Here is a 22,367-nt window from a genome sequence, read left to right on the forward strand (position 1 = left end):
AGCCGGTGGCCGTTCATCTATGCGGGCACGATCCGGATGCCGGAGCAAACCCCCGGATCAGGTCGAACCCGTACACCACTTCTCAGGACGCAACCTGGGGCGGGAACTCCTGGCGGTGCCGTGCGATCTCGGCCACGACTGAACGTCCTTGAGGAACAGAGCGATAGCTCTGTCTGGTCTTCGGTTCCCCGAGGTACGGCACCCCCCTGTCGGGGCCGTTCAACTGCTGTTTGACCGTCACGGTCTCGGCAGGGTCTCCGTCCTCCAGTCCAAACAACTCACCTTGCCGTAGACCAGTCGATGCGGCTTGCCTCACCAGGGCGCGGTATCTCGAAGACGCGGTCACGATGAGCGCCTTCACCGCCTCCGGATGAAGCGGGTGGATCTCCGGGTAGAAGACCTCCGGCGGTTTCAGCCCCGCCCACGGGTACTTCGGAATGATCCCCTCTTGGTGAGCCATCTTCAGGATGCTGGTGCAGACGTTCCAGGGCGTCGCAAAGGTCGACGGAGCGATGACCGCCGACCGCTCTTTGATCCACCTCATCCCGTCAGCCCGCTGAATGCGGCCGATCTCGCGATTCCCGAATGTGGGGTAGATGTGCAGCCGTAGGGCCCGCTCGACGTTCGTCTCGGTCCGCTCGCGGTGTACGGCCGTCTCTTGCCAACGTTCAGCGATGGCCCTGAACTTCTGCTTTCCCAACTCCCTGTTCACGAAGGTGCCGTCGTCAAGTTCAGTCGTCACCTTGGCGGCACGAGAGTCCGCGGCAGCCTTCTTCTCGAAGTTCTCCTTGCACTGCTTACCTGACAGGTCCCGGTAGCGCACCTGCCAGCGCTTCCCCATGCCGTGATCGGTACTGCAGTAGAGCGTCTGGGTCTTGCTGCTATGCACCTCGCACGGCTTAGCATCGGCCGGCGGTCGGGAGAGGTGCCAACGGTCGTACACCTCAGCCATCGGTGCCCCTCCCCCCAGAGCAAGCCGAGTCGGCGCTGAGGCGAGGGGCGTTGCTGTTTCGGGTCATGCGGCGCGTCGCCCTCCAATCTCGTCGGCGTCGTACTTGTCGAGCGCTTGGGCGTCGTACAGCACGTGCCGACCGCGCCGTATGAAGCACTGCGGACCGGTTTCGGCGTAGCGCCAGTAGCGGATGGTTGAGGGCGAGGTGCGGTAGCGCTCAGCGACTTCCGCAGTCGTCAGGTACTTCTTCATGACGTCCTTCCAGTGGCAAGCGACGCTTGCGCAGTCGTCGCCGCGAAGCTGAGTTCATGGGCAGGTGCCGCCGCACAAACCGCAAAATCCGCAGAAAAGCCGGGAGTAGGCGTTGACCTGCGGTGATGCGGAGTGCGGGTGGTGACGTGGGGTGCTCCGCAGAAACCCGCGATATTCCGCAAAAATCAGGGACCGCCGGCGGCCGGCCCCGGGGGGTGGGGTGGCGCTCGGTTTTTTGCGGAATATCGCGGGATTGTGCGACGGGCCTCCGGCCAAGGTGGGGCGTGGGTCGCGTTGCAGGTCAGCGGAGTGTCCCGGCTTTTCTGCGGATTTTGCGGTTTGTGCGGGAGGGGTTGAGGGCGCGGCCGGGGTCACCGACCGCCGTGGCGTAGCCCGGGGTGGGCCAACAGGCGGGGCGCCGGGGGCCGTCCGCGCTTGCCGGTCTTCTCGGGCTGGTAGGACCGCAGGTATCCGTGGTCTTCCAGCAGCGCGAGGGCGGGTTCCAGGTCGGCGACGGTGGGGACCTCACTGCGGGACAGGACGGTGAAGACGTCCCGTCGGCTGACGTCCTCCCATCCGTTGTCCCTCAGTGCTTCCAGCACGCTGCGGGCGCGGGACAGGACCGGGTCGGCGCCCATGACGTCGAACACGGCGAGGGCATGGGCGGTGTAGTACTCGCCCAGCTCGATGGCCGCGTTCATGGTGGCGTCGGTGACCGGGTGCGCGTAGCCGTTGCCGCCGTGTTCGGCGAGGTGCAGCAACGCGGCCATACGGGCGGTCGCCCCGGCCAGCTTCCCGGCCCAATTCGAGATGTGGCCCAGCTTCCCGCCGCGTGCCTTGAGCTGGGGTTCGATGCGCTTCTGATAGGCGATCAGAGCCGCGTCCGCTTCCGGGGTGAGCTGGATGACGGCCGGGTCGGTCCACTCCGCCAGGGACAGGGCGAGGTCGATGACCCGGGCGGTGTAGGCGCCGGCCGTCTCTTCCGGGACCGGGTCGGTGATGATCTCGCGGTCACCGACCGTAGAGATCGGCAGGGAGTACAGGAAGCGAGCCAGCAGTCCGCGCCCCTCGAACCCCTTCACCTTCCCGATGTCCCGCAACACGTCCGGCTGCACAGCGAGGCCGATGGTCAGCGCGGGGGCGTCGATGTACTCGCGGCGGGTCTGCCGGTTCACCCGCAACCGGTCCCCGGCATGCCCCTTGAGGAAGACTTCCATGTTGGGGGCCCCGGAGTAGCGGCCGGCGATGATGTCGAAGATGCCGCCCTCCGCGCTCATCACCGACAGCCGGCCGCCCTGTTCGGCCATGAGTGAGGTGACCGTCTCGGGTGTCGAGTCGTCCGCCAACAGCACCGGTTCGGCAGGAACGCTCAGCGTGTCGGCGGTCTGCGCGAGGCCGACAGCGGTCTTCACCATGTCGTCGCGCTTGTCGCCGTCGGCGGACGCGGCCTTGGCGACGGCCTTATCCGCCGCCTCCTTGGCGAGCCTCGCCGTCAACTCCGCTTCCACGATCACAGGCTTCATCGCCGCCTTGAGCTGTTTCTCAGCCTCGTACAGGGGGTTGGTCAGCAGCGCGAAGACGGCGGACTTGCGGTTGGCGGGCGGGAGCGCGACCACGGTGAAGAGGTTGGTGGGCTCGCGCCAATTGCCGCGCACGTGGACCACCGACCGGCCGCCGGCGGCCGTGGCGAGCACGGCGAGGGCGATGGATCCGGCGAGGTCTGCCGGGGTCTGCGTCTCTTCCGCGACGGCCGCCACGAACTCCCCCAGCCAGACAGGGAGAACGTGGACGGGAAAGGCGGGTCGGTCGCGGCGGCCGGTGAGGGGAATGGGGTCTTCCCACACGTCCAGTGCCGTGTCGTCCTCGCCGTGCGGGTCTTGCAGGGTGGGCAGTCCGGCCCACAGGTCGGGGCTGTCCACAGGCTGTGGAGTCATGCGACGGCCCTCCCTTCGATGGTGTGGGGACAAGTCCCGGCGCGGACGCGGGCGGTGAACCTGATGACGGCGGCACGGCCCCGGGCGCGTTCGTGCTGCCCACAGACACAGAGCCAGTCGGCGACCGGTACGCCCTCGCACTGAATGCGAAGCCCCGGAGTGATGCCGGAGACGGTGACCGTCTGCGGGTCAGAACCAACGGCAGAAAGGACGCCCTTGCGGGCGACGTCCTTCGGTTCGCCCCCGGACGGCCGTGGCGGGCCCTGTACGGCGCCCTGACGGCCTTTCATGGGGGTTCGTAGTGCTTTGTTCATGCCGCGCGCTCCACAGCCGCCTCAAGGCCGTTGGTGACCGCGCGGCGCGCGTAGGGCTCCGGGACGCCCACGGAGAAGGCAGCCGTGACGATCTCCTCGCCGATGGCCGCGAGCCCGCACGGGCCGGGGCAGGCGGCGTGTTGTGCGGCGAGGAACCGGGCGACCCCGAACGCCTGTGATCCGGCGCCGGATTCGGTCCGGGCCCGTACCAGGGCGAGGCCGCGTTCCAAGCCGGTACGGACGTAGCGCTCGGTGTGGCGGCACCCGGTGGCCACCTCCCGCGACCACGGGGCGCGCCCGGGAGGAGAAGAGACCACCTCCCCCCGGGCGGGGATGGTGTCTTCCTTCACCACCAGGGCGCGCACGGCCGCCGGGAGAACGGCCATGCGGCCGGTCCCGGGACCGAGCCAACGGGCGTACTGCATCAGGGACTTGACGTCGACACCCGACCGGACCGCGTTGGCCGACGGCATGGCGCCGAGGTAGAGCCAGTGTTCGCCCCGTGTCGTCGGTACCGTGCGGGTGGCGGGCAGCGTCTCGCGAGCCCACGCGACGGCCGCCGCGTTGTCCAGGTCGACCACCGTCAGCCCCGCCCCGCCGGGGTGGTAGGCGACCGTAGAAGCCTCACGCCATACCGCCGCCCACATGGGCGAGGTGAGGACCTGTGGGTCCGTGGTGGCGGCGGCCCACGCGTGGCACGGTGCGGGGCACCGGCAGGGGCCGGCCGCTTTCATGGTGGGCCGTCCGCCGCACGCGTTCCCGTTGCAGGGACGGCAGTTGCCGAACGGAACCTTGCCCCGTAGGGGCAGGACCGGGACGCCGGCCGCCGCGAGGGCGAGGGCGACACTCAGGGGTTCCGGCGTCACGCTCATGCGGCCGCCTCCGTCATCGCCACGTCCGCGAGGAACGCACGGCCGATCCACTCGGCGTAGGCGGGCGGGATGGCCTCCGTCAGCTCCTCGCGGACGTCGGTCCACGTGATACCCATCGCGGCCTGAAGTTCCGAGACGGACGGCTTGCCACCACCGTTGCCGTACGCGGCAACGTAGGGGCCGTCGTACCACTTGCCGTGACGGCAGCCGCGCACGCGGCCCCGGTGCGGGACGTGCGCCGGGCGAACGGCGGTCCAGCCGCCCAACTCGAAGTTGCGGTGCCGAATGACTCCGAGCCCGAACATCTCGCCGCACAGGGTGAGGTCTTTGCGGATCTTCGCGCGGCCGTTGGGCTGCTCGATCGCGTACGGCAGGCCCGTCTTGTCGAGGAGTTCGCGGGTGGGGGCGACGAGATCTTCGTGGGTGCCGCCCCAACCTCGCGAGCGGTTGGTGCCCACGGTCAGGGCGCACTTGTCCTGGCACGGCGGGGAGGCGTGGACGAACGCGTACCGCCGGATCTCGCCCGACGCGATCAGGTCGGCGAGATAGGCGAGGGCGTCGCCGTGGTGGTACGGGAAGGGGTAGTTGGCGCGGTCGGCGATGTCGCATCCGTCCACGTCGAAACCGGCGCGGTGGTAGCCCATTCCGGCAGCACCGGCACACGAGAAGAGATCCAGCAGGCGCGGCCGGGGCACGCGCCCCGTTCGAGTGGCAGGGGAAGAGAAGCTCTCGCTGAATACGTGCAGTTGGGTCATGCTGTAGGTCTCCTGTTCTGCAACGTCGGGATAGGGAGACCGGGGGCGGCGGGTTGTCCTTGTCCGGGAGCCGCCGCCCTCGGGCGTAGCTACTGCGGGGCGCGGCCGGCGCGGCGGATCAGGCTCGCGATGGTGGCCACGGTGGGGTAATCCCATCCGGCGATCCAGTCGACGATTCGCCGGTCGTAGGTGCCCAGTTCGACGCCCGCGTTGGCGAGTTCGGCGTATAGGGCCACGCGCTGCGAGGAGTCCGGCGAGTAGCCGAACGGGGCGTTGCTCAGCGGGCCGTCAGAGATGGGGTCGTTGTCGCGGTAGGGCATAAGACTCCCGTCGGGTCAGAAGGGCGGTTCGTTGCTGTTGTCAGCCGTAGAACTTGTTCCGCTTGATGACGGCCTTGTGGATGTTGACCGTGGTTCCGCCCCGGTGGTCGCTCGCGCTGAAAACCTGCACGGCAACCCATCCCCCGAAGATGACGGCCGCCAGGATGATCAGTTGGTGGATGAACGCGGCCAGTGCGGCGATGAACGAGGTGAGCAAGAGCAACCCGCCGCACACGGCGAGGAACCCGACACCCCCGAGCGCGGTGTTCACGGCCGCGCGGGAGACGGCCGGCTTGACGGTGGTGACCGGGTCGGGCTGCATGGGCGTCAGGGCGTAGCCGGTGACGACGCGGCCGTCGGGAAGGACGATGCTCGCCACGGCCGGGATGGTGCCCGGCTGCACCGGCATGAGCGGGGCGGTGTGGGCGGGGACGATCGGCGTGGGGGTGTGGACTTGGACGGCGGCCGTCTCGTACGCGGCCGAACTGCCGTAGGTGGTGGGCTCGTTCACGGTGCTGGCCTCCCTTCGGTCAGCGTCCGGCGAGGGCGCCGGTGACGGCGGTGACGAGTTGGTTGACGGTGTCGCCTGTGTCGGTGCCGGCGAGGTAGAAGCCGAACAGGGTGACGACGACGGCCGCGCCGGCACCGACGGCCCTGAAACGCAGCAACAGAGCGACGACGACGGCGAGGAGCAGTACGAGCGGGATGGTGAGGACCATGTGGTTCTCCCGGGTCAGCGGTGAGTGCAGGTGGGGTAGGCGGATCGGTGGAAGCAGTGTTCGTAGTCGTGGCGGGTGACGCGGAAGGTGTCGCGGTGGCCGTCGGGGGTGGTGACGGTGAGGCGGTAGCGCCAGCCGCCGGATTTGAAGTAGGCGGCGCTGCGGTCGGTGACCGTGCCGGCCGGGCCCGGCGGGTACTGCGGGCCGCACGCGGACAAAGTCATGACGAGTGCCACGGCCGCGACCGCGCCGGGCAGGAACTTGCGCATGGCGGGGTTCCCTGGGGGTGGTCAGCGGGCGCCGGCGCGGTAGGTGCGCGCGGCGCGGTTGTAGATCCAGCGGCCGACACGTATGCGCTTGCCGGTGGCCTGGCAGCGGCGGCAGTCACGGCCGCGCCGGGTCTTGCCCTTGCGGTCGGTCTTGAAGCCGTGGCCCATGCCGTCGCACGTGCGGCAGTTGCCGAACGGGCTCAGCCAGCACTTGACTACATAACCGAGAGTGACGGTGAAGAGGAAGGCGGTAGCGAGCACTGCAAGGCTCATCAGGGGCCTCTCAGAGGGTGTTTGAGGGGTTTCCGCAGGTCGGCCGCTATCTGCTAGTGGCCTGATCAGGGGCGCTTTGGGTCGCTAGCAGGGTTGCTACCGGTAGCGACGTGTGCCGCTACCGGTAGCAGGCTGTGAGACCTATCCGGCATCCCTCGATTGGTTGCGCTGCGTAATCGCGGCGGCGATGTCATCGCGCTTGATGCCGCGCTTGTTGACCTGCTTGCCGTCGATGCGCCGGCTGATCTGGTCGGTCGCAACGCCGTACGGCTTGAGTGCGGCGGTGAGTGCTTCCGCCTTGGGCTTGGGCTCCAGCTCCGCCCACGGGCCGTAGACGTCCGGTCGCAGGTCGGCGAGCCGGTCCACGATCGTTTCGGACCACACCTTGACCTCGCCCTTGCCCAGCACCTGGGCGACGTCGTCGAGGATCGTCGCGGACGTCTCCGGGGCCGGGGCCTCGCCGACCGCGTCGCCCGACAGCGTGCCTTCCGCCTCGCGCAGCGCGGCGGCCCGGGTCAGGATGCGTTCGGCGTCGCGGCCGTCGGCGAGGTAGGTCCGCACGATCCCGGCATCGTCCGACATGCCCTTGAGCAGACCAACGCCCTTGTGGGACTTCAGCAGCTTGGACGCGTCCAAGCCCTCGCTGTAGGAGCCCGCGCCAAGGATGACATCGGAGACCTGATAGGCGCCCACCCGCAGCGCGAACCGGCCCTGATGCTGGTCACGCAGCTCAGAGGGGCAGGCCTTGTCGTCCGGCTTCTGCGTCGCCGTCAGCACCGACACACCGACCGCAGGGGCGACCCGGGCGAGGTAGACCATCAGAGACAGGATCTCTTTGCCGTGCTCGGGGTGGGTCAGGTACTCCTGCACCTCATCCACCACGAACAGAGTCAGGGGCATGTTCAGCTTCGGATCCCGGCTGATCTCCGGGGTCAGCTTGCCCTCCGGGCAGATGTGCAGCGGCAGTTCGGACAGCCGGTGGTAGCGGTCTTCGACGTCCGCCTTCAACTCCCGCAGCGCGGTCAGCAGATGCCCTACCGGGTCGATGCCGTTCTTGGGCACGATGCCGAACCCGATGCGGTGGGCGACCAGCGCGAACTTGCGCCAGTCCGGCGACGCCTTCCCGTCGAACACGTACAGCCGCACGTATGGGTCCAGCGCGGCAGCAAGGGCGATCGTGCGGGCTGAGAACGTCTTGCCCTGACGCGGCACGGCGCCGACCAGCAGCGACAGCCACAGCATGGTGGCCATGACCGCGTTGCCGCGCTCGTCCACGCCCCACGGGAACGGCTTCCAGAAGTCCACCCGAGTCGCGCCCAACAGCGGCGACTTGCCCGACGGCACGGCGAGCGGGTCACGGTCGGCGATCCAGTACGAGATACGCCGGTTGCTGGTCTCGTCCTTGTCCAGGAACAGTTGGGTGGGGGCGATGTCCAGACCGGACGCGAGTCGGCCATGGGCCTTGAGCGCGTCTTGGAAGTGCTTGCCGTAGGGCAGATCCACCACCACGCGCCAACCGTCCCCGTCCCGGCCGATCGGCCTCGGGAACGCGATGGACTGATCCTTCTCCGTCAGCCCCGCCACCTCGTGCGCGCGGATGACGATGTCGGAGGACAGTTTGCGCTTGCGGAAGGTCACCTTGGCCATATCGATGAGCGGCCGATCCGCCGGCGCCCCCACCACACCCAGGGTGGTGGCCAGCGTTGCCACGGCCAGCATGAGCAGCCACGACGGCGCCATCACGTACAAGGTCAGCGCGGCGGCGAGCCCGACGAAACCGGCGACCGTCGCCACGATCCCCCGCAGCCGGACGCGGTCGTTGCGCTGCCGCGACAGCTTCAGATACTCCGCCGCATCCTCGTTGACCACCGACGCCAGACGCAGCGACTTGCCCTCCGCATCCGACACCCACCGGCCGACAGCGGTCGACCAACGCCATGCGCCGCGCGGCGAGTACATGCAGATCTTCGGTGTGTAGACCAGCGGCAGGCGGACCGCGTGGTAGCCGGCCACGGAGGAGTAGTGGCGGATCGCCCACTTGCGGACGGCCGTGCGCTGGTCGGGGAGCTTGACCCAGTCCGGCAGGACCGGCAGACGGGCCTTGTCCCTGGCCTCCATCCATTCCGCGACCGAGGGCGGGTAGACCTCGCGCGGCGGGTCAACCGGCACGCCCTCGCTCAGGCCGTCGGCCTCCGGGTCGTCGGTGTCGGGGAGTTCGGCCTCCCACTCCCCCGGCTTCACCACACCCTCGCCGGCCGATGCGACGGGGTCGGTCTTCTTCGACAGCGGGAACGGCAGCACGGCGGCCGTCGGCGATTCGGTGCCCTCGGGGTCCCCGGGGGGCGTGAAGGTGGTGGTCTCGGTCACGATGTACCTACTCCTTCGGGAGTCGAAGGGTCCGGCCGGCTTGCTGTGGAAGGTCGGGCGGCCGGACCCGGGATGTGAGGTGGTTCAAGCGGCGCGCTGTTCCTCGGGATAGGCGCAGGTCACGCATGTTCCGAGGGTGGGCGGGATGACGTATCCGGCGTCCCGGTGGCACTCGGGGCAGGTGCGGCGGGCGCGCATCATCGCGGCATGGGCCCGCCACCGGCCCGCCGTCATCGGCCGGACCGGTTTGGCGAGGTCGACGCGGTACAGGTAGGCGACAAGCGGCGGGCGGCCCCGTCGCCGGGGGCGTTCAAGCTGGGCGGCGACGTCCTGTCCGCCGGGGCGCAGGTCGCGGGCCCTCAGTTGGCGGCGGGTGGCGTAGCCGTCCGGGGCGAGGTGCCACCGGAAGACCGGCAGCGTGCTCATGCCGCGCCGCACCGTCTCGGACCGCAACCCGAGAGGGCCCCGGCGAAGGCGCTCACGGCGTCACTGCCCCGGTGGCGCGTTCGGCGAGCACGGCGTCACGCAGCATGCGAGCGTTGGCGGGTGAGGTGTGCAGGGCCCGTCGGATGCCCTCACCGGTCACCTGAGCGTCCGTCCATCCGGCCGTCGCCTTACGTGCTTCCGCCATGAGCTGTTCCGGGGTGCGGCGAGTGCGGGGCGCCTTGGCGGCGACCGGAACGCGGCCCGTCGCTCGACGCGGTGCGGTCGTCGCTGCCTGGACCGGGCGGGAGGGCGTCGGGGCGATCGGGATCGGCCTGACCGCCGGAACGACGGCGGGCATCGGCTTCGTGCCCACACCCGACTTGCCGAGGTCGACCGGCGCGGGGTCGGGCAGCACGAGCCGCGTCACAACGACCGTGGGGGTACTCGATCCACGCAGGTCAGAGGTAGACCGTTCTCGACTACTTCCGGTCAATTCCTCCGTATTTGTGTCCATGTCAGAACCCGGGGCGAGGGCGGGGGCCGTGCCGCCGAACATCGACGCGAGTGCCGCGTCCGCGCCGTCGGTGATCCGGTCGCGCTGGACATTCAGCAGCCTCGATCCAAGTGCCGCGTCCCCGACCCCGACCTTGCGGGCCAGTCGCCACGACTTGCGCTCCGACCACTTCTTGATCCGGTCGCTCGGGTGGTGTGCGGCGCGGGCGCGGTGGTAGGCGAGGGCCTGGACGATGTCGGCGGTGCGCCGCTCGTTCTCCGCGTCGCGACCGTCGGTGTGGACGACGATCCGGCGGGCGAGGAACGCCATGCCCTCCGCCGACACGGACATACCCATCGGGGTCAGCGCGTAGATGACGGTGCGGCCCAGGTCCGGAGCGGCCATGGCGCCCATGACAGCGGCGGCGGCCGGCAGCGCCCACAGCCCCGCCCGTACGACGCGCGGCGAGGCCTGACCCAGCATGGTCAAGCCCAGCAGGACCAAGGCGAGTACGGCCGTGGCACCCTCACCGGCACCGAGCGCGCCGAGCGCGGTTCCCGTGCCGTAGGCGTGCCCGATGTTGCTGTACGTACCGATCCCGCCGACCACGCCCGTGGCGAGCATCGGCACGAACGCGGCCGTCAGAACACCGATCTGAACCTTCGTCAGAGGCGTGCGGGTCTCACTCATGCCGCTTCCCCCGTCCCCGAGCGGAAGCCGCGAACAGAACGCAGGAACGGCACCGTGCGGGTCAGCGCGTCCGCGTACAGAGCGTCCCAACCGGCGATCTCGTCACCGGCCTCCGCCTCCGCACACAGGTCGGCGAGCACGTCACGAGCCGCGTCCTCACGTGCGGCCCGCTCGCCGTCCGTCTCGAACTCCAGCGGACCCCGGAACAGGTCGACGTCGATACCGAGCGCCAATTCCACGAACTCCAGGTCGCCGTAAGCCTCCTGGCCAGCGACGAAAGTGCGCATACGCATGGTGGATCTCTCCTTGGATACGTCGGGAAGAGCGCGGGCGGTCAGCTGTCCTGTCCGGGAGTGCGACCGCCCCGCGAAGTGACGAGGTGCGAGGGATGATCAGGGGTAGACGTGCCGAGCGCCGGCAACCCGCAGCGCGGTGTGCGCCTTCCGGGCGTGCAGGCCCGCCGCGCTCAACTCGTCTACGGAGACGTCCCCGAGCTCCATCGCCGCGTCCACGGCCTCTTGCGCGACGGCGATCAGTTCGGTGTCCCGTGTGACCATGTGGAGCGCGTCCATGGCGCTGGTGACGGCGGAACGAGCCGCGTAGCGAGCCTGCCGCTCTCCGGGGCTATCGCCGCGACCCTCGCGGCGAGCCTCGATCTTCAAGTACTGCTGTTCACGGTGGCGCACGATCGCGGCCAGTAGCGCCGGGATCGCAGGCCAGTGCCTCGCGACGCCGTTCGGCCGCCGCTTCGCGGGTTGTACGAGCCGTGGTCAGGTTCTGCATGAACCCGGCGACCACGGTGCCAGCGAGCGTGCCGAACACGGCGATGAGCGTTGCGATCACGCAAACTCCCAAGGGTGAGTCGGGATATGGGATCCAGCGCGGCGAGCTGTCCTGTCCGGGAGTGCCGCCGCGTCCGGAGATCAGGCCAACGCCGCACGTCGCAGCGGGCCAAGTAACCCCGGGCGGAAGTCGATTCCGCGCCCTCACGGCTGGATACCGGGGCCGACGGACCTCACCCGGCCGTCACGGGGACAGGGTCAAGCCCCGTCGATCTCAGAGCACTCTGTTGAGTTTTCAAGGAACAGACGCTGCCTTCGTACTCACCCTCTCGGGCTTTCCTCCGGACGTTCGTTGCAGTACCTGTTTTACAGGTACTGCATAGGGGTCCGTCAAGTGCACCGACGGAACCTCTTGGTTTTGCGCCGGGACTTCTTGGCGCACCATCAGAATCGCCCCAGGTCAGGGGACTTGGTTACCCCATACGTGGACGTCCCAAGGACGTCTAGGTACCTTCAAGACGTCCCTAGACGTCCCACCAGGAGTGCAGATGTCCAACGAGCGCTTGCGATCGGCCCTGTTAGCGCAGGGCATGACGGTGCAGGATCTAGCCGACGCCATCAACGTCAACGCGAAGACCGTCGAGCGCTGGATCACACAGGGGAAGGTCCCGTACCGGCGACACCAGTACGCGACAGCATCAGTCCTAGCGGTCGACGTGACGACTCTTTGGGACGACTCCCGCGCCGTCGAAAGCGCTGCGGACATGAGCAAGGCGGAGATCGTCACCATCTATCCGCACCGCCACATGGTGCCCGCAGGGCTCTGGCGCGAGATGTACGGACGGGCAAGGCTGCGGCTGGACATCCTGGTCTACGCGGGACTATGGCTGTCGGAAGATCCCCAGTTCATCGATCTCCTCAAGGCGAAGGCTGAAGAGACCGCTCAAATCCGTGTCCTGCTTGGTGATCCTGACTGCCCGGCAGTTCAGCAGCGCGGGATAGACGAAGGCCATCGGATCATGGGCGGCAAGATCCGAAATGCCTTGATGAACTACCGCCCGCTCTTCACCAGCCATCCGGATATCCACTTCCGGTTGCACGACGCGACGCTGTACAACTCGCTCTTCCGGTCGGATGACGAGATGTTGGTGAACACCCATGTCTACGGCATCGGCGCCTACATGGCTCCCGTCCTGCACCTGCGGCGACTCCCCGGCGGCGGACTCTTCGACACCTATGCGAATAGCATCGAACAGACCTGGGGAGGCGCGCGCCAGGTGACGGAACACGACTTCACGGGAGCTTGAGCATGGGACGCATCGACTACTTGCACGACCCTGACGCACCGCCGGCTAACTCGGTGGTGCCATCCGTCGTGGCGTTCGTGCAGAACGACACGGCCCAAGTGCTGATGATCCAGCGGTCCGACAACGGACGTTGGGCACTACCCGGTGGCGGGCACGACGTTGGCGAATCCATCAGCGACACCGTGGTGCGCGAGGTCTGGGAAGAGACCGGCATCAAGGCGGAAGTCGTCGACATGTCCGGGATCTACACCGACCCGGGCCACGTGATGCAGTACGACGACGGCGAGGTCCGGCAGCAGTTCAGCATCTGCTTCCGCGCGCGACCGATCGGCGGCGAGGTACGTACGAGCAACGAGACGACTCAGGTCCGATGGGTAGACCCGTCGGACCTGTCGAAGTTGGACGTCCACCCCACGATGCGTCTCCGGATCGAGCACGCCATGGACCGGACCCGCCCGGTTCCCTACATCGGCTGACGCTTTGCGGCGGCGACGCGTTCGAGCACACGCGAGGTGCTCGCGAGGATCTCCGGTTCGGCACGACGGATGAACGTACCGATCAGGCTGTCCGACCCGTAGCGACCGGCGATCTCGTTGACGCGGTCCACGGGATTCGTGGGCGTCCCGTCCGGAGTCGTGTTCATGTCGCAGTAACAGAGCGCGTCGTTGAGCTCAGCGCTCTCCCTCGGGAACTCGCCCTCAAGTTCCGCGCGCAGCCCCCGGGCGTCCGCCTCCATCCACGAACAGGAGTGGTGGGCGACAAGGTGCACGACCCGGGCATCGGCGTCCGCGACATCCCGGAGGTAGCGGGCCCCGTCAAGCGGGTGGAACCCCGTCTTGGCGAGGTCTGGTGCGTAACCGATGTCGTGCAGGACCGCAGTCGCCTCCAACAGTTCCGCGTCCGCACCGAGGATCGGCGCGATGGTGCGTGCGCGCTCGGCGACTCCGACCGAGTGCTTCCAGCGACGCGGCAACGGGTCGGCAAGCAGCGATTCGGCGAGCGGGTAGGCCCACTCCGTCAGTCCCGTCACAGTGAGGAACTCTCCTCTCGATTCGGCAGGGCCCGCACGGTCCGTGCCTTGCCCTGCCCCCCTCCGGACAGCCACCCTGCAGCTTCCAGCTTCTCTAGCGCCTTAGTCACCGTCGGACGCGAGACGTCGAACCTCTCGCACAGTGCGGAAGCGCTGGGGAAGGTTGCCCCGACGTCAAGGCCGTCATCCTCGAAAACGTCAGTGAGCCGTTCCGCGAGGGGCCGGCGGTCGGTTCGCCTTCCGTCCCGGACCGCCCGCCACCGCCCACCAGCAACCGGCTCCGCAGAACCACCCTGCTGAAGCACTGCGAACGCCCGAAGCACTACGCCGCGCGAAACCCCGTGATCCTGCATGATCTCTGCGACCGACGGCAGTTCCACCATCCTCAGGTCCGCATCGATCTGAGCCTTGAGTGCATCCGCGATCTTCTGATAGGTCCCGCGCGGGCTCACTTCCTGCGACACTCACCCTCCCTCTCCCGTCGTCACGGTCCAGCCTGCCATGTCCAGCTTCCGGCCGGACTGTGTCCAGACGGCTGAATCTTCCGACTCCTCGGGCAGCTCTTGAGTAGGCAAGATCCCTGCTCCGGTCCATCTTCCTTCTCGTCGCGTTCAACACCGCTCGTTGGCCTGGTCTTCGCCAGCGCACTGACGGACACCACTGTTCACCGGCGTACGCACACCCCGCCCCATAAACTGTTCTTCCACGATGACGACGGGGATGGAGCCAGCCGTGCGCGAGATCCAACCACTCACGACTCTCACCGCGAATGACACGCAGACTTGGGTGAAACAGCGTGTGATCAACGTGATCCGCAGCTATCACAATGCCGCAGATGTCATCGCAGAGCCCATTCAGAATGCTGTGGACGAAGTACTCTCGGCACCGGACATCGGTTCCATCGGAGACGTGCGTATCGTATTTGATACGGATGAGAACCGAATCTCGGTCCGCGACAACGGGCGAGGAATGTCGAGCGCCGATGTGGAAAGGTACCTCGCCCCCGACGTAGGCAACAAGCGAGCGGCTTTCCTCAAGGGGCTCGTGAGGGGCCACAAGGGAGTAGGCCTTACCTTCCTCGCCTACGGGTTCAACTTTTTTGAAATTGAGTCTCGAACCGCGAACGAACACTACGTCGTGCGGCTGGAAGGTGGCCGCAAGTGGGTCGAGGACGAAGGAGAAATGGAGCCGCCAGTAGGCAGGCTCGAAGACATCGGCCCCGGAAATGGACGACTCCAGGAAACTGGAACAATCATCACCATTGCACTCGGCCCCCAGAGTAAACCTCGAAGCCTGCGTCATGCATTTCCTAGCGCAGCCTTTGCAGTCACGGCAATCAGGAACCAGACAGCGGCTGGAATTATCGAGCCCCCACGTATCGCCAAAGAGCGCGATCTGAAAGTGACACTTGAGTACCGCTCACATTCCGAGACAGAGACGGTCAATGTCGCACCAACCTACCGGCACCCTCACAACGACCTGCAAGAGGGATACCAGACCCTCGACATCGGAGCCTGGCTACGAAAGAACCGAAACTCAGAACCGTCCCCTAAAGAAAAGAGGGCCTATCACGCATGTTATTGGCGCATGAACGGGAATGAGCTAATTGAGCTCATCGGAAACCGAACGAGCGAACAGCTGAGCACAAACGAAGAGATTAAAGAATTCGTAGATAAACATGATGTACACGTCTACACTCTCTTCGCCTACAGCGCCAAATATCGGGAGCATCTGGGAGAAAGTTGGAGCATTCCGGGCAACAGGCAACTGCATTACCCTGCTCTCCGCATCGGCACAGACGGGATGATTTCTTCGTGGTCACGTGAAATCACTTTGACCCACCGTGGTTTTAACGTTGACCGAACCTGGCTCCTCTACACATTTCGAGGCATCGAACCTGACCTCGGCAGGAAGGACTTCCCTCCCGAGGTTCACGACTTCCTTGAGCTCACAGAGGAGATCGTATCGAACGAAATCGCCCGACAGAGTCGTCCATTCTTGCGTCCAACAGCGTCCAGGACGACGACTCCTGAAGGCTACGTGCCTCCGCAGATCAAGGCATACAAGCGTCGAGAGAATCCGCTGTCGCCCGCATATCTTCCCAATTTCGGGGAAATTTGCCTCCGCACCGAGCCTGCGTCGGAGCAGGACGTGATCGCCCTGTACAGCGAATTGACGGGATTGGGTGTATTCCGTCACCTCAAGCCCGTTTTCTACAGCGGCTTTGATTTCTATGACTCCTACTTCGAGTACAGCCCCGAGAGTGTGAATAGGACTGTCCGTCGCCTCTACCCCGGAGAGGACGACCTTGACATTCGAGCGATGGAAGGCGTCGCCGAGTTCAAGTACACGGGAGACAGCGTCATCGAGGACGTCGTCGCGAGCGTGAAGCGGTGGACGGACATGACGTTTCTAGTCTGCTGGGATATCGGCAAAGACAGGAAGTACGGCGGTGACGAAATCACGTTTACCGAGCCGGGAGGAGCAGCCGACAGGCTGTACCACGGCGTCACTCACCTTGCGAGGCTACAGACGGGCGGGGAACACACCGTCTTCGTCATCTCCCTAAAGGATCTGATGCGGCGCCTCGGAGATCAGGACGAAGTCTGAATTTCCGCCACGGCCTCAACCCGCGTGACCAGGCAAGGTATAAGGGTGTCCCCCCCACACACACAGGGGTGCCGCCCTTTCAGGTGTCCATCTCAGTTGGCCACAGAGGGACATGCGAAACGCTGTGCGTGCTCCCGACGGTGGCCGATGAGAAATAGGCACACTTCCAGGCATGCACAATTACGACCCATCGCCCACCGGCGCCCCTTCGATAGCAGGGGCGGATTCACTCCCGCCAGCCTTCTCCCCGTTGGGAGCAACCTCTCTGATAGACCGGACACTGTCGGGGATTTCGATGTCATCGAACGCCTCACGTGGCGGCACCACGAGAGCCTCCGGGGTGTATTGCGCGTGAACGTGCTTCAAATAATCCATGGCCTGTTCAACCGAAGGGTCGTGATCGAAGTGCTCCCTGAAGTAATGAAGACGACCTTTGCTCTCTTCGATAAGGTCAGACCAAGTTTTTACCCAAACCCGGATCGACGCCTCGCCTTCCGACAGGTCCCACGCGCATCCACGGGGCTTGTCTTTCTGCCGAGTTTCAGCCCGGACCATTCTGTTCATCTCCGAGGTGACTAGCCAGAAGTCCCACTCAACGCGAACGTCGGCAAACTGCGGGTCTTCACTGACTGCAAGAGCGTAGCTCTTGATCTGTTCCAGCTCCTTGCCGGTCACCTTCACCTTCGGAGCCTTGAGTTCTACGACCAAATGTTGCCGCCGGTCGTGCTCTTTACGCGCTCTGGAAAGCATGAGGTCGACAATTCCAACGGACCCATCCTCCCTGCGAACGGGTTCCGGGGTCCGCTCTTCCCTCCCTAGAAGATCCAGATGTCGACCAAGCACCTGATCGAGCGATCGATCACTCACCAGTAGTTGGTAATGCTCTCCGAAGATCCAGGTCTCATTTTCCAGGATCTTGTGCAACTCCGTCCGTTCCTTGACTAGCTTTCTCGCTTCAGAATCAAAAACCATGTGCGATAAGGCCGCGAGGAAGTCCAGACGATCGGCCACACTACTCGACGCCTTGATGATGCTTGAGAGGCTGGTTCGATTGAGGAGTCGGTCCAACTCAGACTTGTCGTCTGAGCTAAGCCTGAAAACTTCGCCCAGAATCTTATTCACGTGGCCGGGCTGATGTTTCACGGATTCCCGCAGCAGAGCTAGAGTCGCCCTTTGATGCTTGGCCGGCCGTGGCATGTGACGATGCACCGTTGTCGCGATGATGTCGAATGTCTCTCGCTCAACCTTCTCAGCTTCCGTGTCTGGCTCCTCGTGGTACGGATAGAGACCATCATCCTTCCACTTGTCGACGATCTCGTGACGACGCTCGACCGCACGCAATTTAAAATGATCCCGCAACTTCTGGCGAGTGACGGAAAGCAGTGACGCGATCGGGCCGTCCGAGGCCTCCCCCAACAAGAACTCACCGGGATGGTCAGGCATCCCACGCCACAGGACGTAGACAGTGAAATCGAACCCCGGAGCCTGTATCCGCACTTCAGTGATATCGACGGTTACGCCTTCTGCGTCACATAGGTGTAGCTCACGATCGACCCGCATATCCCACTCAATGACACGCAGGACCGCGTTTTCTTGCTGCCCATCGTGATCAAATTCAAGGTCGTAAGAAGTCTCTTTCTGGATAGCCGCTTGCGGGTCGATCCGCTCACCATCGAACTCGATTTCTACGTCTGGATACATGGCGAGGTACGGGGCAAACTCGGTCGTGAGTTGAGTACGCGCTCGATCTACCAAAAGCTTATTTAGTACCGAAGATTGACGCCCCCATGCCTCGACTACAGTTCCCCTTTCTTCAGCCGTCAATTGAGCATCACTGATTTGAAAGTCGTTGCGAGAGGAATTGTGGGCAGTAATAACCGTCTTCTGACGTCCGTCAATCCCATCGGCAACCGTCGTCCACCGAATGTACGCACCCAACGCGAAGGCCCGTAGACGCCCGTGACCCGCCTGCCCATGCAACGGCCTTCCAAGTTCCTGAGATACGCGCGCACCCTTTTTCCAAGAGCCACCGATCTTGTCAAAGGTCGCTGAACAAGCTTCAGGAGTAATTCCCGTTCCATCATCGGTGACGATGATCTTGTCTACGCTTTCAGATACGGTTCGCTCGATCACGACTCGCACATGTCGGGCGTCCGCGTCCAAGGCGTTCCAGATAAGTTCCTTGACGGCCCCGACCGGGTCGTGCTCCCTGGCCAGCCGCTCAACGTGATCTTCCGCCGCTTCCAGATGTACTCGTCGCATGACGTCATCCTGTCAACTACTCGTAACACTTGGTAGTAGGCGTAAGGCCGGACCTACCACCGGCCGGCATCCTGTCTCAGCGCAGAATCCTGGGACCTGAGCACCAGGTGACCCCTAACGTGAGCGCATGACGAACATCGAGGATTCGACGGGACCTCAGCCATCGGGGCGTTGCTGGTGCGGCTGCGGCCAGAGCACGAGCCGCACTGCCTACTTCCGTCCCGGGCACGACAAGATCGCAGAGTCAGCGCTCTTGCGGACTCGGTACGGCAACTCCGTGGCCCGCCTCCTTGCGCACCACGGGTTTGGCTCGGACGTCTCCGTCGTCGAGGCGGCTGAGGACAGCGGTTGGGAGGGGTGCCCAACGTGCATGTATTCAGGTCGCCCCGAGAGCGTCACACGGCATCGGGAGAAGGCCAATCACTAAGCCGGTCACCAGGCGCAACCCATCCATAGCCCCCCTTGTTGGCCGTCTCAATTTCCGTCTCGTTCATCGCCGTACGCGGCCGTCCAGAATCGTTCACTCCGTCTCGGCCGACACAGCGTCCGCACGGGAATGCACGCCACCGGACCGTACCCTGACCACCCCGGACAATCCTGCAAAGCGAGTTACGCATCTTCGGTATCCGTCACGGCGCATGACACGGCCTAGCCGCACTCAGAGGGCACTCAGAGGGCACAACGGTGCCGCGCGGGCTCACCGGAAGCCAACGCCAGCAAACGCCGTTCTGCCTGGTCAGCGCCGTAGCTTGACAGTCTCCGCAGATGATGCACGGAGGGGCGGCACCCCCGCACAGGGTCCCGCCCCTCCTTCGTGATCCGGAACCGCCGCCCATCGGTTGAGGGTCGGGGACAGGTGGCGGTTCCGGGGTTCAGTGGCCCTCCGGCCTACCGGTGATCACTGCCCGTCGACTGCGTCGCCGCCCGTCCCGCCTCCAGCCGCGCCACCGGGATCCGGAACGGCGAGCAGGAGACGTAGTCCAGGCCGACCTCGTGGAAGAAGTGGACGGACTCGGGGTCGCCGCCGTGTTCGCCGCAGACGCCGAGCTTGAGGTCGGGGCGGGTGGCGCGGCCGGCCTCCACGGCGGACCTGACCAGGGAGCCGACACCGTCGCGGTCGATCGTCTCGAAGGGGGAGACGCCGAAGATGCCCTTCTCCAGGTAGGCCGTGAAGAAGCTCGCCTCGACGTCGTCGCGGCTGAAGCCCCACACCGTCTGGGTGAGGTCGTTCGTACCGAAGGAGAAGAACTCCGCCGCCTCCGCGATCTGCCCCGCCGTCAGTGCCGCTCGCGGCAGTTCGATCATCGTGCCGATCGACAGCTTCAGGTCCGTGCCCGTCGCCGCCTCCACCTCCGCGATGACCTGGTCGGCCTCCTCGCGGACGATCTCCAGCTCCTGGACGGTGCCGACGAGCGGGATCATGACCTCGGCGCGCGGGTCGCCCTTGGCGTTCTTGCGCTCGGCGGCGGCCTCGGCGATCGCGCGGACCTGCATGGTGAACAGACCCGGGATGACCAGCCCGAGACGCACACCGCGCAGCCCCAGCATCGGGTTCTGCTCGTGCAGGCGGTGGACCGCCTGGAGCAGGCGCAGTTCGTTCTCGTGCGGGTCCTTGCGGGACTCGGCCAACGCCACCCGCACCGACAACTCCGTGATGTCCGGCAGGAATTCGTGCAGCGGCGGGTCCAGGAGCCGGACCGTCACCGGGAGTCCGTCCATCGCGGAGAAGAGCTCGACGAAGTCCTGCTTCTGGAGCGGGAGAAGCTGCTTGAGGGACTCCTCGCGCTCCTCGTCCGTGTCGGCCAGGATCAGCCGCTCCACCAGCTCGCGCCGGTCGCCCAGGAACATGTGCTCGGTACGGCACAGTCCGATGCCCTGCGCCCCGAAGCGACGGGCGCGCATGGCGTCCTCGGCGTTGTCCGCGTTCGCACGGACTCGGAGGCGACGCTTGCGGTCGGCGAAGGCCATGATCCGGTGGACCGCCTCGACCAACTCGTCGGCGTCGTTGGCGCCGGCGTGCATCCGCCCCTCGAAGTACTCCACGACCGGGGACGGGACCACCGGCACCTCACCGAGGTAGACCTTGCCGCTCGACCCGTCGATCGAGATCAGGTCGCCCTCCTCCACCACGTGCCCACCCGGCACCGTCATCCGACGGCGCTTGGTGTCGACCTCCAGCTCCTCCGCGCCGCAGACACAGGTCTTGCCCATGCCGCGCGCGACGACGGCCGCGTGGGAGGTCTTGCCGCCGCGCGAAGTGAGGATGCCCTCGGCCGCGATCATGCCGTCGAGGTCGTCGGGGTTGGTCTCGCGGCGGACCAGGATGACCTTCTCGCCCGAGCGGGACCACTTGACCGCCGTATACGAATCGAAGACCGCCTTGCCGACGGCCGCGCCCGGCGAGGCCGCGATGCCCCGGCCGACCTGCGCGGCCTTCGCGTGCTCGTCGAAGCGCGGGAACATCAGCTGGGCGAGCTGGGCGCCGGTGACGCGCTGGAGGGCCTCGGTCTCGTCGATCAGGCCCTGGTCGACGAGTTGCGTGGCGATCCGGAAGGCGGCGCCCGCCGTGCGCTTGCCGACGCGGGTCTGGAGCATCCACAACTGCCCGCGCTCGATGGTGAACTCGATGTCGCAGAGGTCCTTGTAGTGGTTCTCCAGCGTCTTCATGATCTGCATCAGCTGGTCGTACGAGGTCTTGTCGATCGCCTCCAGCTCCGCGAGCGGGACGGTGTTGCGGATGCCCGCGACGACGTCCTCGCCCTGCGCGTTCTGGAGGTAGTCGCCGTAGACGCCCTGGTGGCCGCTGGCGGGGTCGCGGGTGAAGGCGACGCCCGTGCCCGAGTCGGGGCCCAGGTTGCCGAAGACCATCGAACAGACGTTGACCGCCGTGCCGAGGTCGCCGGGGATGCGCTCCTGGCGGCGGTAGAGCTTGGCGCGGTCGGTGTTCCAGGAGTCGAAGACCGCGTGGATGGCGAGGTCCATCTGCTCGCGCGGGTCCTGCGGGAAGTCCCGGCCCGCCTCCTTCTTGACGATCTTCTTGAAGGAGGTGACCAGCTTCTTGAGGTCCGCGGCCTCCAACTCGGTGTCGACCGCGACCTTCTTGGTCTCCTTGGCCTTCTCCAGCGCCTCCTCGAAGAGGTCGCCGTCGACGCCGAGGACGGTCTTGCCGAACATCTGGATGAGGCGGCGGTAGGAGTCCCACGCGAAGCGGTCGTCGCCGGCCTGCTTGGCCAGGCCCTGCACGGACTTGTCGGAGAGCCCGATGTTCAGGACGGTGTCCATCATGCCGGGCATGGAGAACTTCGCCCCGGACCGGACCGACACCAGCAGCGGGTCGTCGGCCTGGCCGAGCCGCTTCCCCATCCGCGCTTCGAGGGCGTCGAGGTGCGCACTCACCTCGTCACGCAGTGCCGCCGGCTCGTCCCCGCTGTCGAGGTAGACCTTGCAGGCGTCCGTCGTGATGGTGAACCCGGGGGGAACGGGGAGACCGAGGTTGGTCATCTCGGCGAGGTTCGCACCCTTGCCACCCAGCAGGTCCTTGAGGTCCTTGTTTCCCTCGGTGAAGTCGTAAACGAACTTCGCTACGTGGGGATCTTTGTTTTCCGACACGGGTCTCGACTCCTCGGGACGCGGGTGGCTGCCCTGACAGCCAGGAACTTACCCAGATCGAAGGCGCCTGGGTACGTCCACTTGCGCGTCATGCGCCTGTAACCGGTCGTCCGCCACCGGATCGAAAGTCA

23 protein-coding genes are annotated in these 22,367 nt (G+C 66.0%); 3 read left to right on the plus strand and 20 right to left on the minus strand.

The features are described 5' to 3' along the window. Positions 1–82: 82 nt before the first annotated feature. The 16 genes from xerC to ACIP6U_RS22750 all read right to left on the minus strand — a co-directional run bounded on the left by xerC (position 83) and on the right by ACIP6U_RS22750 (position 11,479). A complete protein-coding gene (gene xerC, locus ACIP6U_RS22675) occupies positions 83–952 on the minus strand; it encodes a tyrosine recombinase XerC (RefSeq protein WP_401720628.1) in 870 nt (289 codons plus the stop codon). Between the two features lie 63 nt (positions 953–1,015). Further along, the gene (locus tag ACIP6U_RS22680; RefSeq protein ID WP_401720631.1) at positions 1,016–1,204 is read right to left on the minus strand and encodes a helix-turn-helix domain-containing protein; all 189 of its coding nucleotides are present in this window, start codon (positions 1,202–1,204) and stop codon (positions 1,016–1,018) included. A 371-nt stretch (positions 1,205–1,575) separates the two neighbouring features. Next, entirely contained in the window at positions 1,576–3,138 is a 1,563-nt protein-coding gene (locus tag ACIP6U_RS22685; RefSeq protein ID WP_401720632.1) for a YfjI family protein, read from the minus strand. A gap of 310 nt (positions 3,139–3,448) precedes the next feature. Continuing rightward, positions 3,449–4,324, minus strand: coding sequence for a bifunctional DNA primase/polymerase (locus tag ACIP6U_RS22690; RefSeq protein WP_401720635.1), 876 nt, complete (start codon positions 4,322–4,324; stop codon positions 3,449–3,451). Further along, positions 4,321–4,968: a DNA methylase gene (locus ACIP6U_RS22695; protein WP_401720637.1), complete on the minus strand. Its 648-nt coding sequence runs from the start codon at positions 4,966–4,968 to the stop codon at positions 4,321–4,323. Before ACIP6U_RS22695 ends, ACIP6U_RS22690 begins: the two co-directional genes overlap by 4 nt. Positions 4,969–5,168: 200 nt before the next feature. Next, complete coding sequence (locus tag ACIP6U_RS22700) at positions 5,169–5,399, minus strand: hypothetical protein (RefSeq protein WP_401720640.1); 231 nt, start codon at positions 5,397–5,399, stop codon at positions 5,169–5,171. A 40-nt stretch (positions 5,400–5,439) separates the two neighbouring features. Then, positions 5,440–5,910 (minus strand): hypothetical protein, encoded by a 471-nt coding sequence (locus tag ACIP6U_RS22705; protein ID WP_401720641.1) that lies wholly within the window; start codon positions 5,908–5,910, stop codon positions 5,440–5,442. Positions 5,911–5,929: 19 nt separating this feature from the next. Beyond that, positions 5,930–6,118: a hypothetical protein gene (locus ACIP6U_RS22710; protein WP_401720644.1), complete on the minus strand. Its 189-nt coding sequence runs from the start codon at positions 6,116–6,118 to the stop codon at positions 5,930–5,932. A gap of 14 nt (positions 6,119–6,132) precedes the next feature. Next, the gene (locus ACIP6U_RS22715) at positions 6,133–6,387 is read right to left on the minus strand and encodes a hypothetical protein (protein WP_401720646.1); all 255 of its coding nucleotides are present in this window, start codon (positions 6,385–6,387) and stop codon (positions 6,133–6,135) included. A gap of 21 nt (positions 6,388–6,408) precedes the next feature. Beyond that, complete coding sequence (locus tag ACIP6U_RS22720; RefSeq protein ID WP_401720649.1) at positions 6,409–6,660, minus strand: hypothetical protein; 252 nt, start codon at positions 6,658–6,660, stop codon at positions 6,409–6,411. A 141-nt stretch (positions 6,661–6,801) separates the two neighbouring features. Then, entirely contained in the window at positions 6,802–9,027 is a 2,226-nt protein-coding gene (locus ACIP6U_RS22725; RefSeq protein WP_401720651.1) for a cell division protein FtsK, read from the minus strand. Between the two features lie 84 nt (positions 9,028–9,111). Beyond that, positions 9,112–9,453: an RRQRL motif-containing zinc-binding protein gene (locus ACIP6U_RS22730; RefSeq protein ID WP_328682977.1), complete on the minus strand. Its 342-nt coding sequence runs from the start codon at positions 9,451–9,453 to the stop codon at positions 9,112–9,114. A 52-nt stretch (positions 9,454–9,505) separates the two neighbouring features. Beyond that, complete coding sequence (locus ACIP6U_RS22735) at positions 9,506–10,636, minus strand: conjugal transfer protein (protein WP_401720654.1); 1,131 nt, start codon at positions 10,634–10,636, stop codon at positions 9,506–9,508. Continuing rightward, entirely contained in the window at positions 10,633–10,923 is a 291-nt protein-coding gene (locus ACIP6U_RS22740) for a hypothetical protein (protein WP_401721484.1), read from the minus strand. The genes ACIP6U_RS22735 and ACIP6U_RS22740 overlap by 4 nt, the downstream gene beginning before the upstream one ends. Before the next feature lie 105 nt (positions 10,924–11,028). Next, positions 11,029–11,322, minus strand: a complete 294-nt coding sequence (locus tag ACIP6U_RS22745) for a hypothetical protein (RefSeq protein ID WP_401720657.1) — start codon at positions 11,320–11,322, stop codon at positions 11,029–11,031. Then, positions 11,309–11,479, minus strand: coding sequence for a hypothetical protein (locus tag ACIP6U_RS22750; RefSeq protein ID WP_401720659.1), 171 nt, complete (start codon positions 11,477–11,479; stop codon positions 11,309–11,311). Before ACIP6U_RS22750 ends, ACIP6U_RS22745 begins: the two co-directional genes overlap by 14 nt. A gap of 487 nt (positions 11,480–11,966) precedes the next feature. On the opposite strand from ACIP6U_RS22750, the gene ACIP6U_RS22755 reads away from it, so the two are divergent. Both ACIP6U_RS22755 and ACIP6U_RS22760 read left to right on the plus strand, forming a co-directional pair. After that, positions 11,967–12,725 (plus strand): helix-turn-helix domain-containing protein, encoded by a 759-nt coding sequence (locus tag ACIP6U_RS22755; RefSeq protein ID WP_401720662.1) that lies wholly within the window; start codon positions 11,967–11,969, stop codon positions 12,723–12,725. Positions 12,726–12,727: 2 nt separating this feature from the next. Continuing rightward, complete coding sequence (locus ACIP6U_RS22760; RefSeq protein ID WP_401720664.1) at positions 12,728–13,201, plus strand: NUDIX domain-containing protein; 474 nt, start codon at positions 12,728–12,730, stop codon at positions 13,199–13,201. Here ACIP6U_RS22760 and ACIP6U_RS22765 read toward each other — a convergent pair. Then, complete coding sequence (locus ACIP6U_RS22765) at positions 13,189–13,755, minus strand: HD domain-containing protein (protein WP_401720667.1); 567 nt, start codon at positions 13,753–13,755, stop codon at positions 13,189–13,191. The two genes, ACIP6U_RS22760 and ACIP6U_RS22765, sit on opposite strands and share 13 nt — an antisense overlap. Beyond that, entirely contained in the window at positions 13,752–14,219 is a 468-nt protein-coding gene (locus ACIP6U_RS22770) for a GntR family transcriptional regulator (RefSeq protein ID WP_401720669.1), read from the minus strand. The genes ACIP6U_RS22765 and ACIP6U_RS22770 overlap by 4 nt, the downstream gene beginning before the upstream one ends. A 268-nt stretch (positions 14,220–14,487) precedes the next feature. Here ACIP6U_RS22770 and ACIP6U_RS22775 point away from each other — a divergent pair, with 268 nt between their 5' ends. Further along, positions 14,488–16,365, plus strand: coding sequence for an ATP-binding protein (locus ACIP6U_RS22775; protein WP_401720672.1), 1,878 nt, complete (start codon positions 14,488–14,490; stop codon positions 16,363–16,365). 180 nt (positions 16,366–16,545) lie between these two features. On the opposite strand, the gene ACIP6U_RS22780 is transcribed toward ACIP6U_RS22775, so the two are convergent. Both ACIP6U_RS22780 and ppdK read right to left on the minus strand, forming a co-directional pair. Then, positions 16,546–18,627 carry an ATP-binding protein gene (locus tag ACIP6U_RS22780; protein ID WP_401720675.1) on the minus strand — a complete coding sequence of 694 codons (2,082 nt, stop codon included), beginning with the start codon at positions 18,625–18,627 and terminating at the stop codon, positions 16,546–16,548. A gap of 888 nt (positions 18,628–19,515) precedes the next feature. Then, positions 19,516–22,236: a pyruvate, phosphate dikinase gene (gene ppdK, locus ACIP6U_RS22785; RefSeq protein ID WP_401720678.1), complete on the minus strand. Its 2,721-nt coding sequence runs from the start codon at positions 22,234–22,236 to the stop codon at positions 19,516–19,518. Positions 22,237–22,367: the final 131 nt, after the last annotated feature.

Origin of the sequence: Streptomyces sp. NPDC088794 (assembly GCF_044750545.1) — a bacterium.
Classification (GTDB): domain Bacteria; phylum Actinomycetota; class Actinomycetes; order Streptomycetales; family Streptomycetaceae; genus Streptomyces.

Coding starts and splice junctions, on each gene's coding strand:
- ACIP6U_RS22730 (WP_328682977.1), bottom strand. CDS start 9,453: ATGAGCACGCTGCCGGTCTTCCGGTGGCACCTCGCCCCGGACGGCTAC.
- ACIP6U_RS22690 (WP_401720635.1), bottom strand. CDS start 4,324: ATGAGCGTGACGCCGGAACCCCTGAGTGTCGCCCTCGCCCTCGCGGCG.
- ACIP6U_RS22685 (WP_401720632.1), bottom strand. CDS start 3,138: ATGACTCCACAGCCTGTGGACAGCCCCGACCTGTGGGCCGGACTGCCC.
- ACIP6U_RS22680 (WP_401720631.1), bottom strand. CDS start 1,204: ATGAAGAAGTACCTGACGACTGCGGAAGTCGCTGAGCGCTACCGCACC.
- ACIP6U_RS22760 (WP_401720664.1), top strand. CDS start 12,728: ATGGGACGCATCGACTACTTGCACGACCCTGACGCACCGCCGGCTAAC.
- ACIP6U_RS22735 (WP_401720654.1), bottom strand. CDS start 10,636: ATGAGTGAGACCCGCACGCCTCTGACGAAGGTTCAGATCGGTGTTCTG.
- ACIP6U_RS22740 (WP_401721484.1), bottom strand. CDS start 10,923: ATGCGCACTTTCGTCGCTGGCCAGGAGGCTTACGGCGACCTGGAGTTC.
- ACIP6U_RS22715 (WP_401720646.1), bottom strand. CDS start 6,387: ATGCGCAAGTTCCTGCCCGGCGCGGTCGCGGCCGTGGCACTCGTCATG.
- ACIP6U_RS22755 (WP_401720662.1), top strand. CDS start 11,967: ATGTCCAACGAGCGCTTGCGATCGGCCCTGTTAGCGCAGGGCATGACG.
- ACIP6U_RS22700 (WP_401720640.1), bottom strand. CDS start 5,399: ATGCCCTACCGCGACAACGACCCCATCTCTGACGGCCCGCTGAGCAAC.
- xerC (WP_401720628.1), bottom strand. CDS start 952: ATGGCTGAGGTGTACGACCGTTGGCACCTCTCCCGACCGCCGGCCGAT.
- ACIP6U_RS22710 (WP_401720644.1), bottom strand. CDS start 6,118: ATGGTCCTCACCATCCCGCTCGTACTGCTCCTCGCCGTCGTCGTCGCT.
- ACIP6U_RS22695 (WP_401720637.1), bottom strand. CDS start 4,968: ATGGGCTACCACCGCGCCGGTTTCGACGTGGACGGATGCGACATCGCC.
- ACIP6U_RS22780 (WP_401720675.1), bottom strand. CDS start 18,627: ATGCGACGAGTACATCTGGAAGCGGCGGAAGATCACGTTGAGCGGCTG.
- ACIP6U_RS22720 (WP_401720649.1), bottom strand. CDS start 6,660: ATGAGCCTTGCAGTGCTCGCTACCGCCTTCCTCTTCACCGTCACTCTC.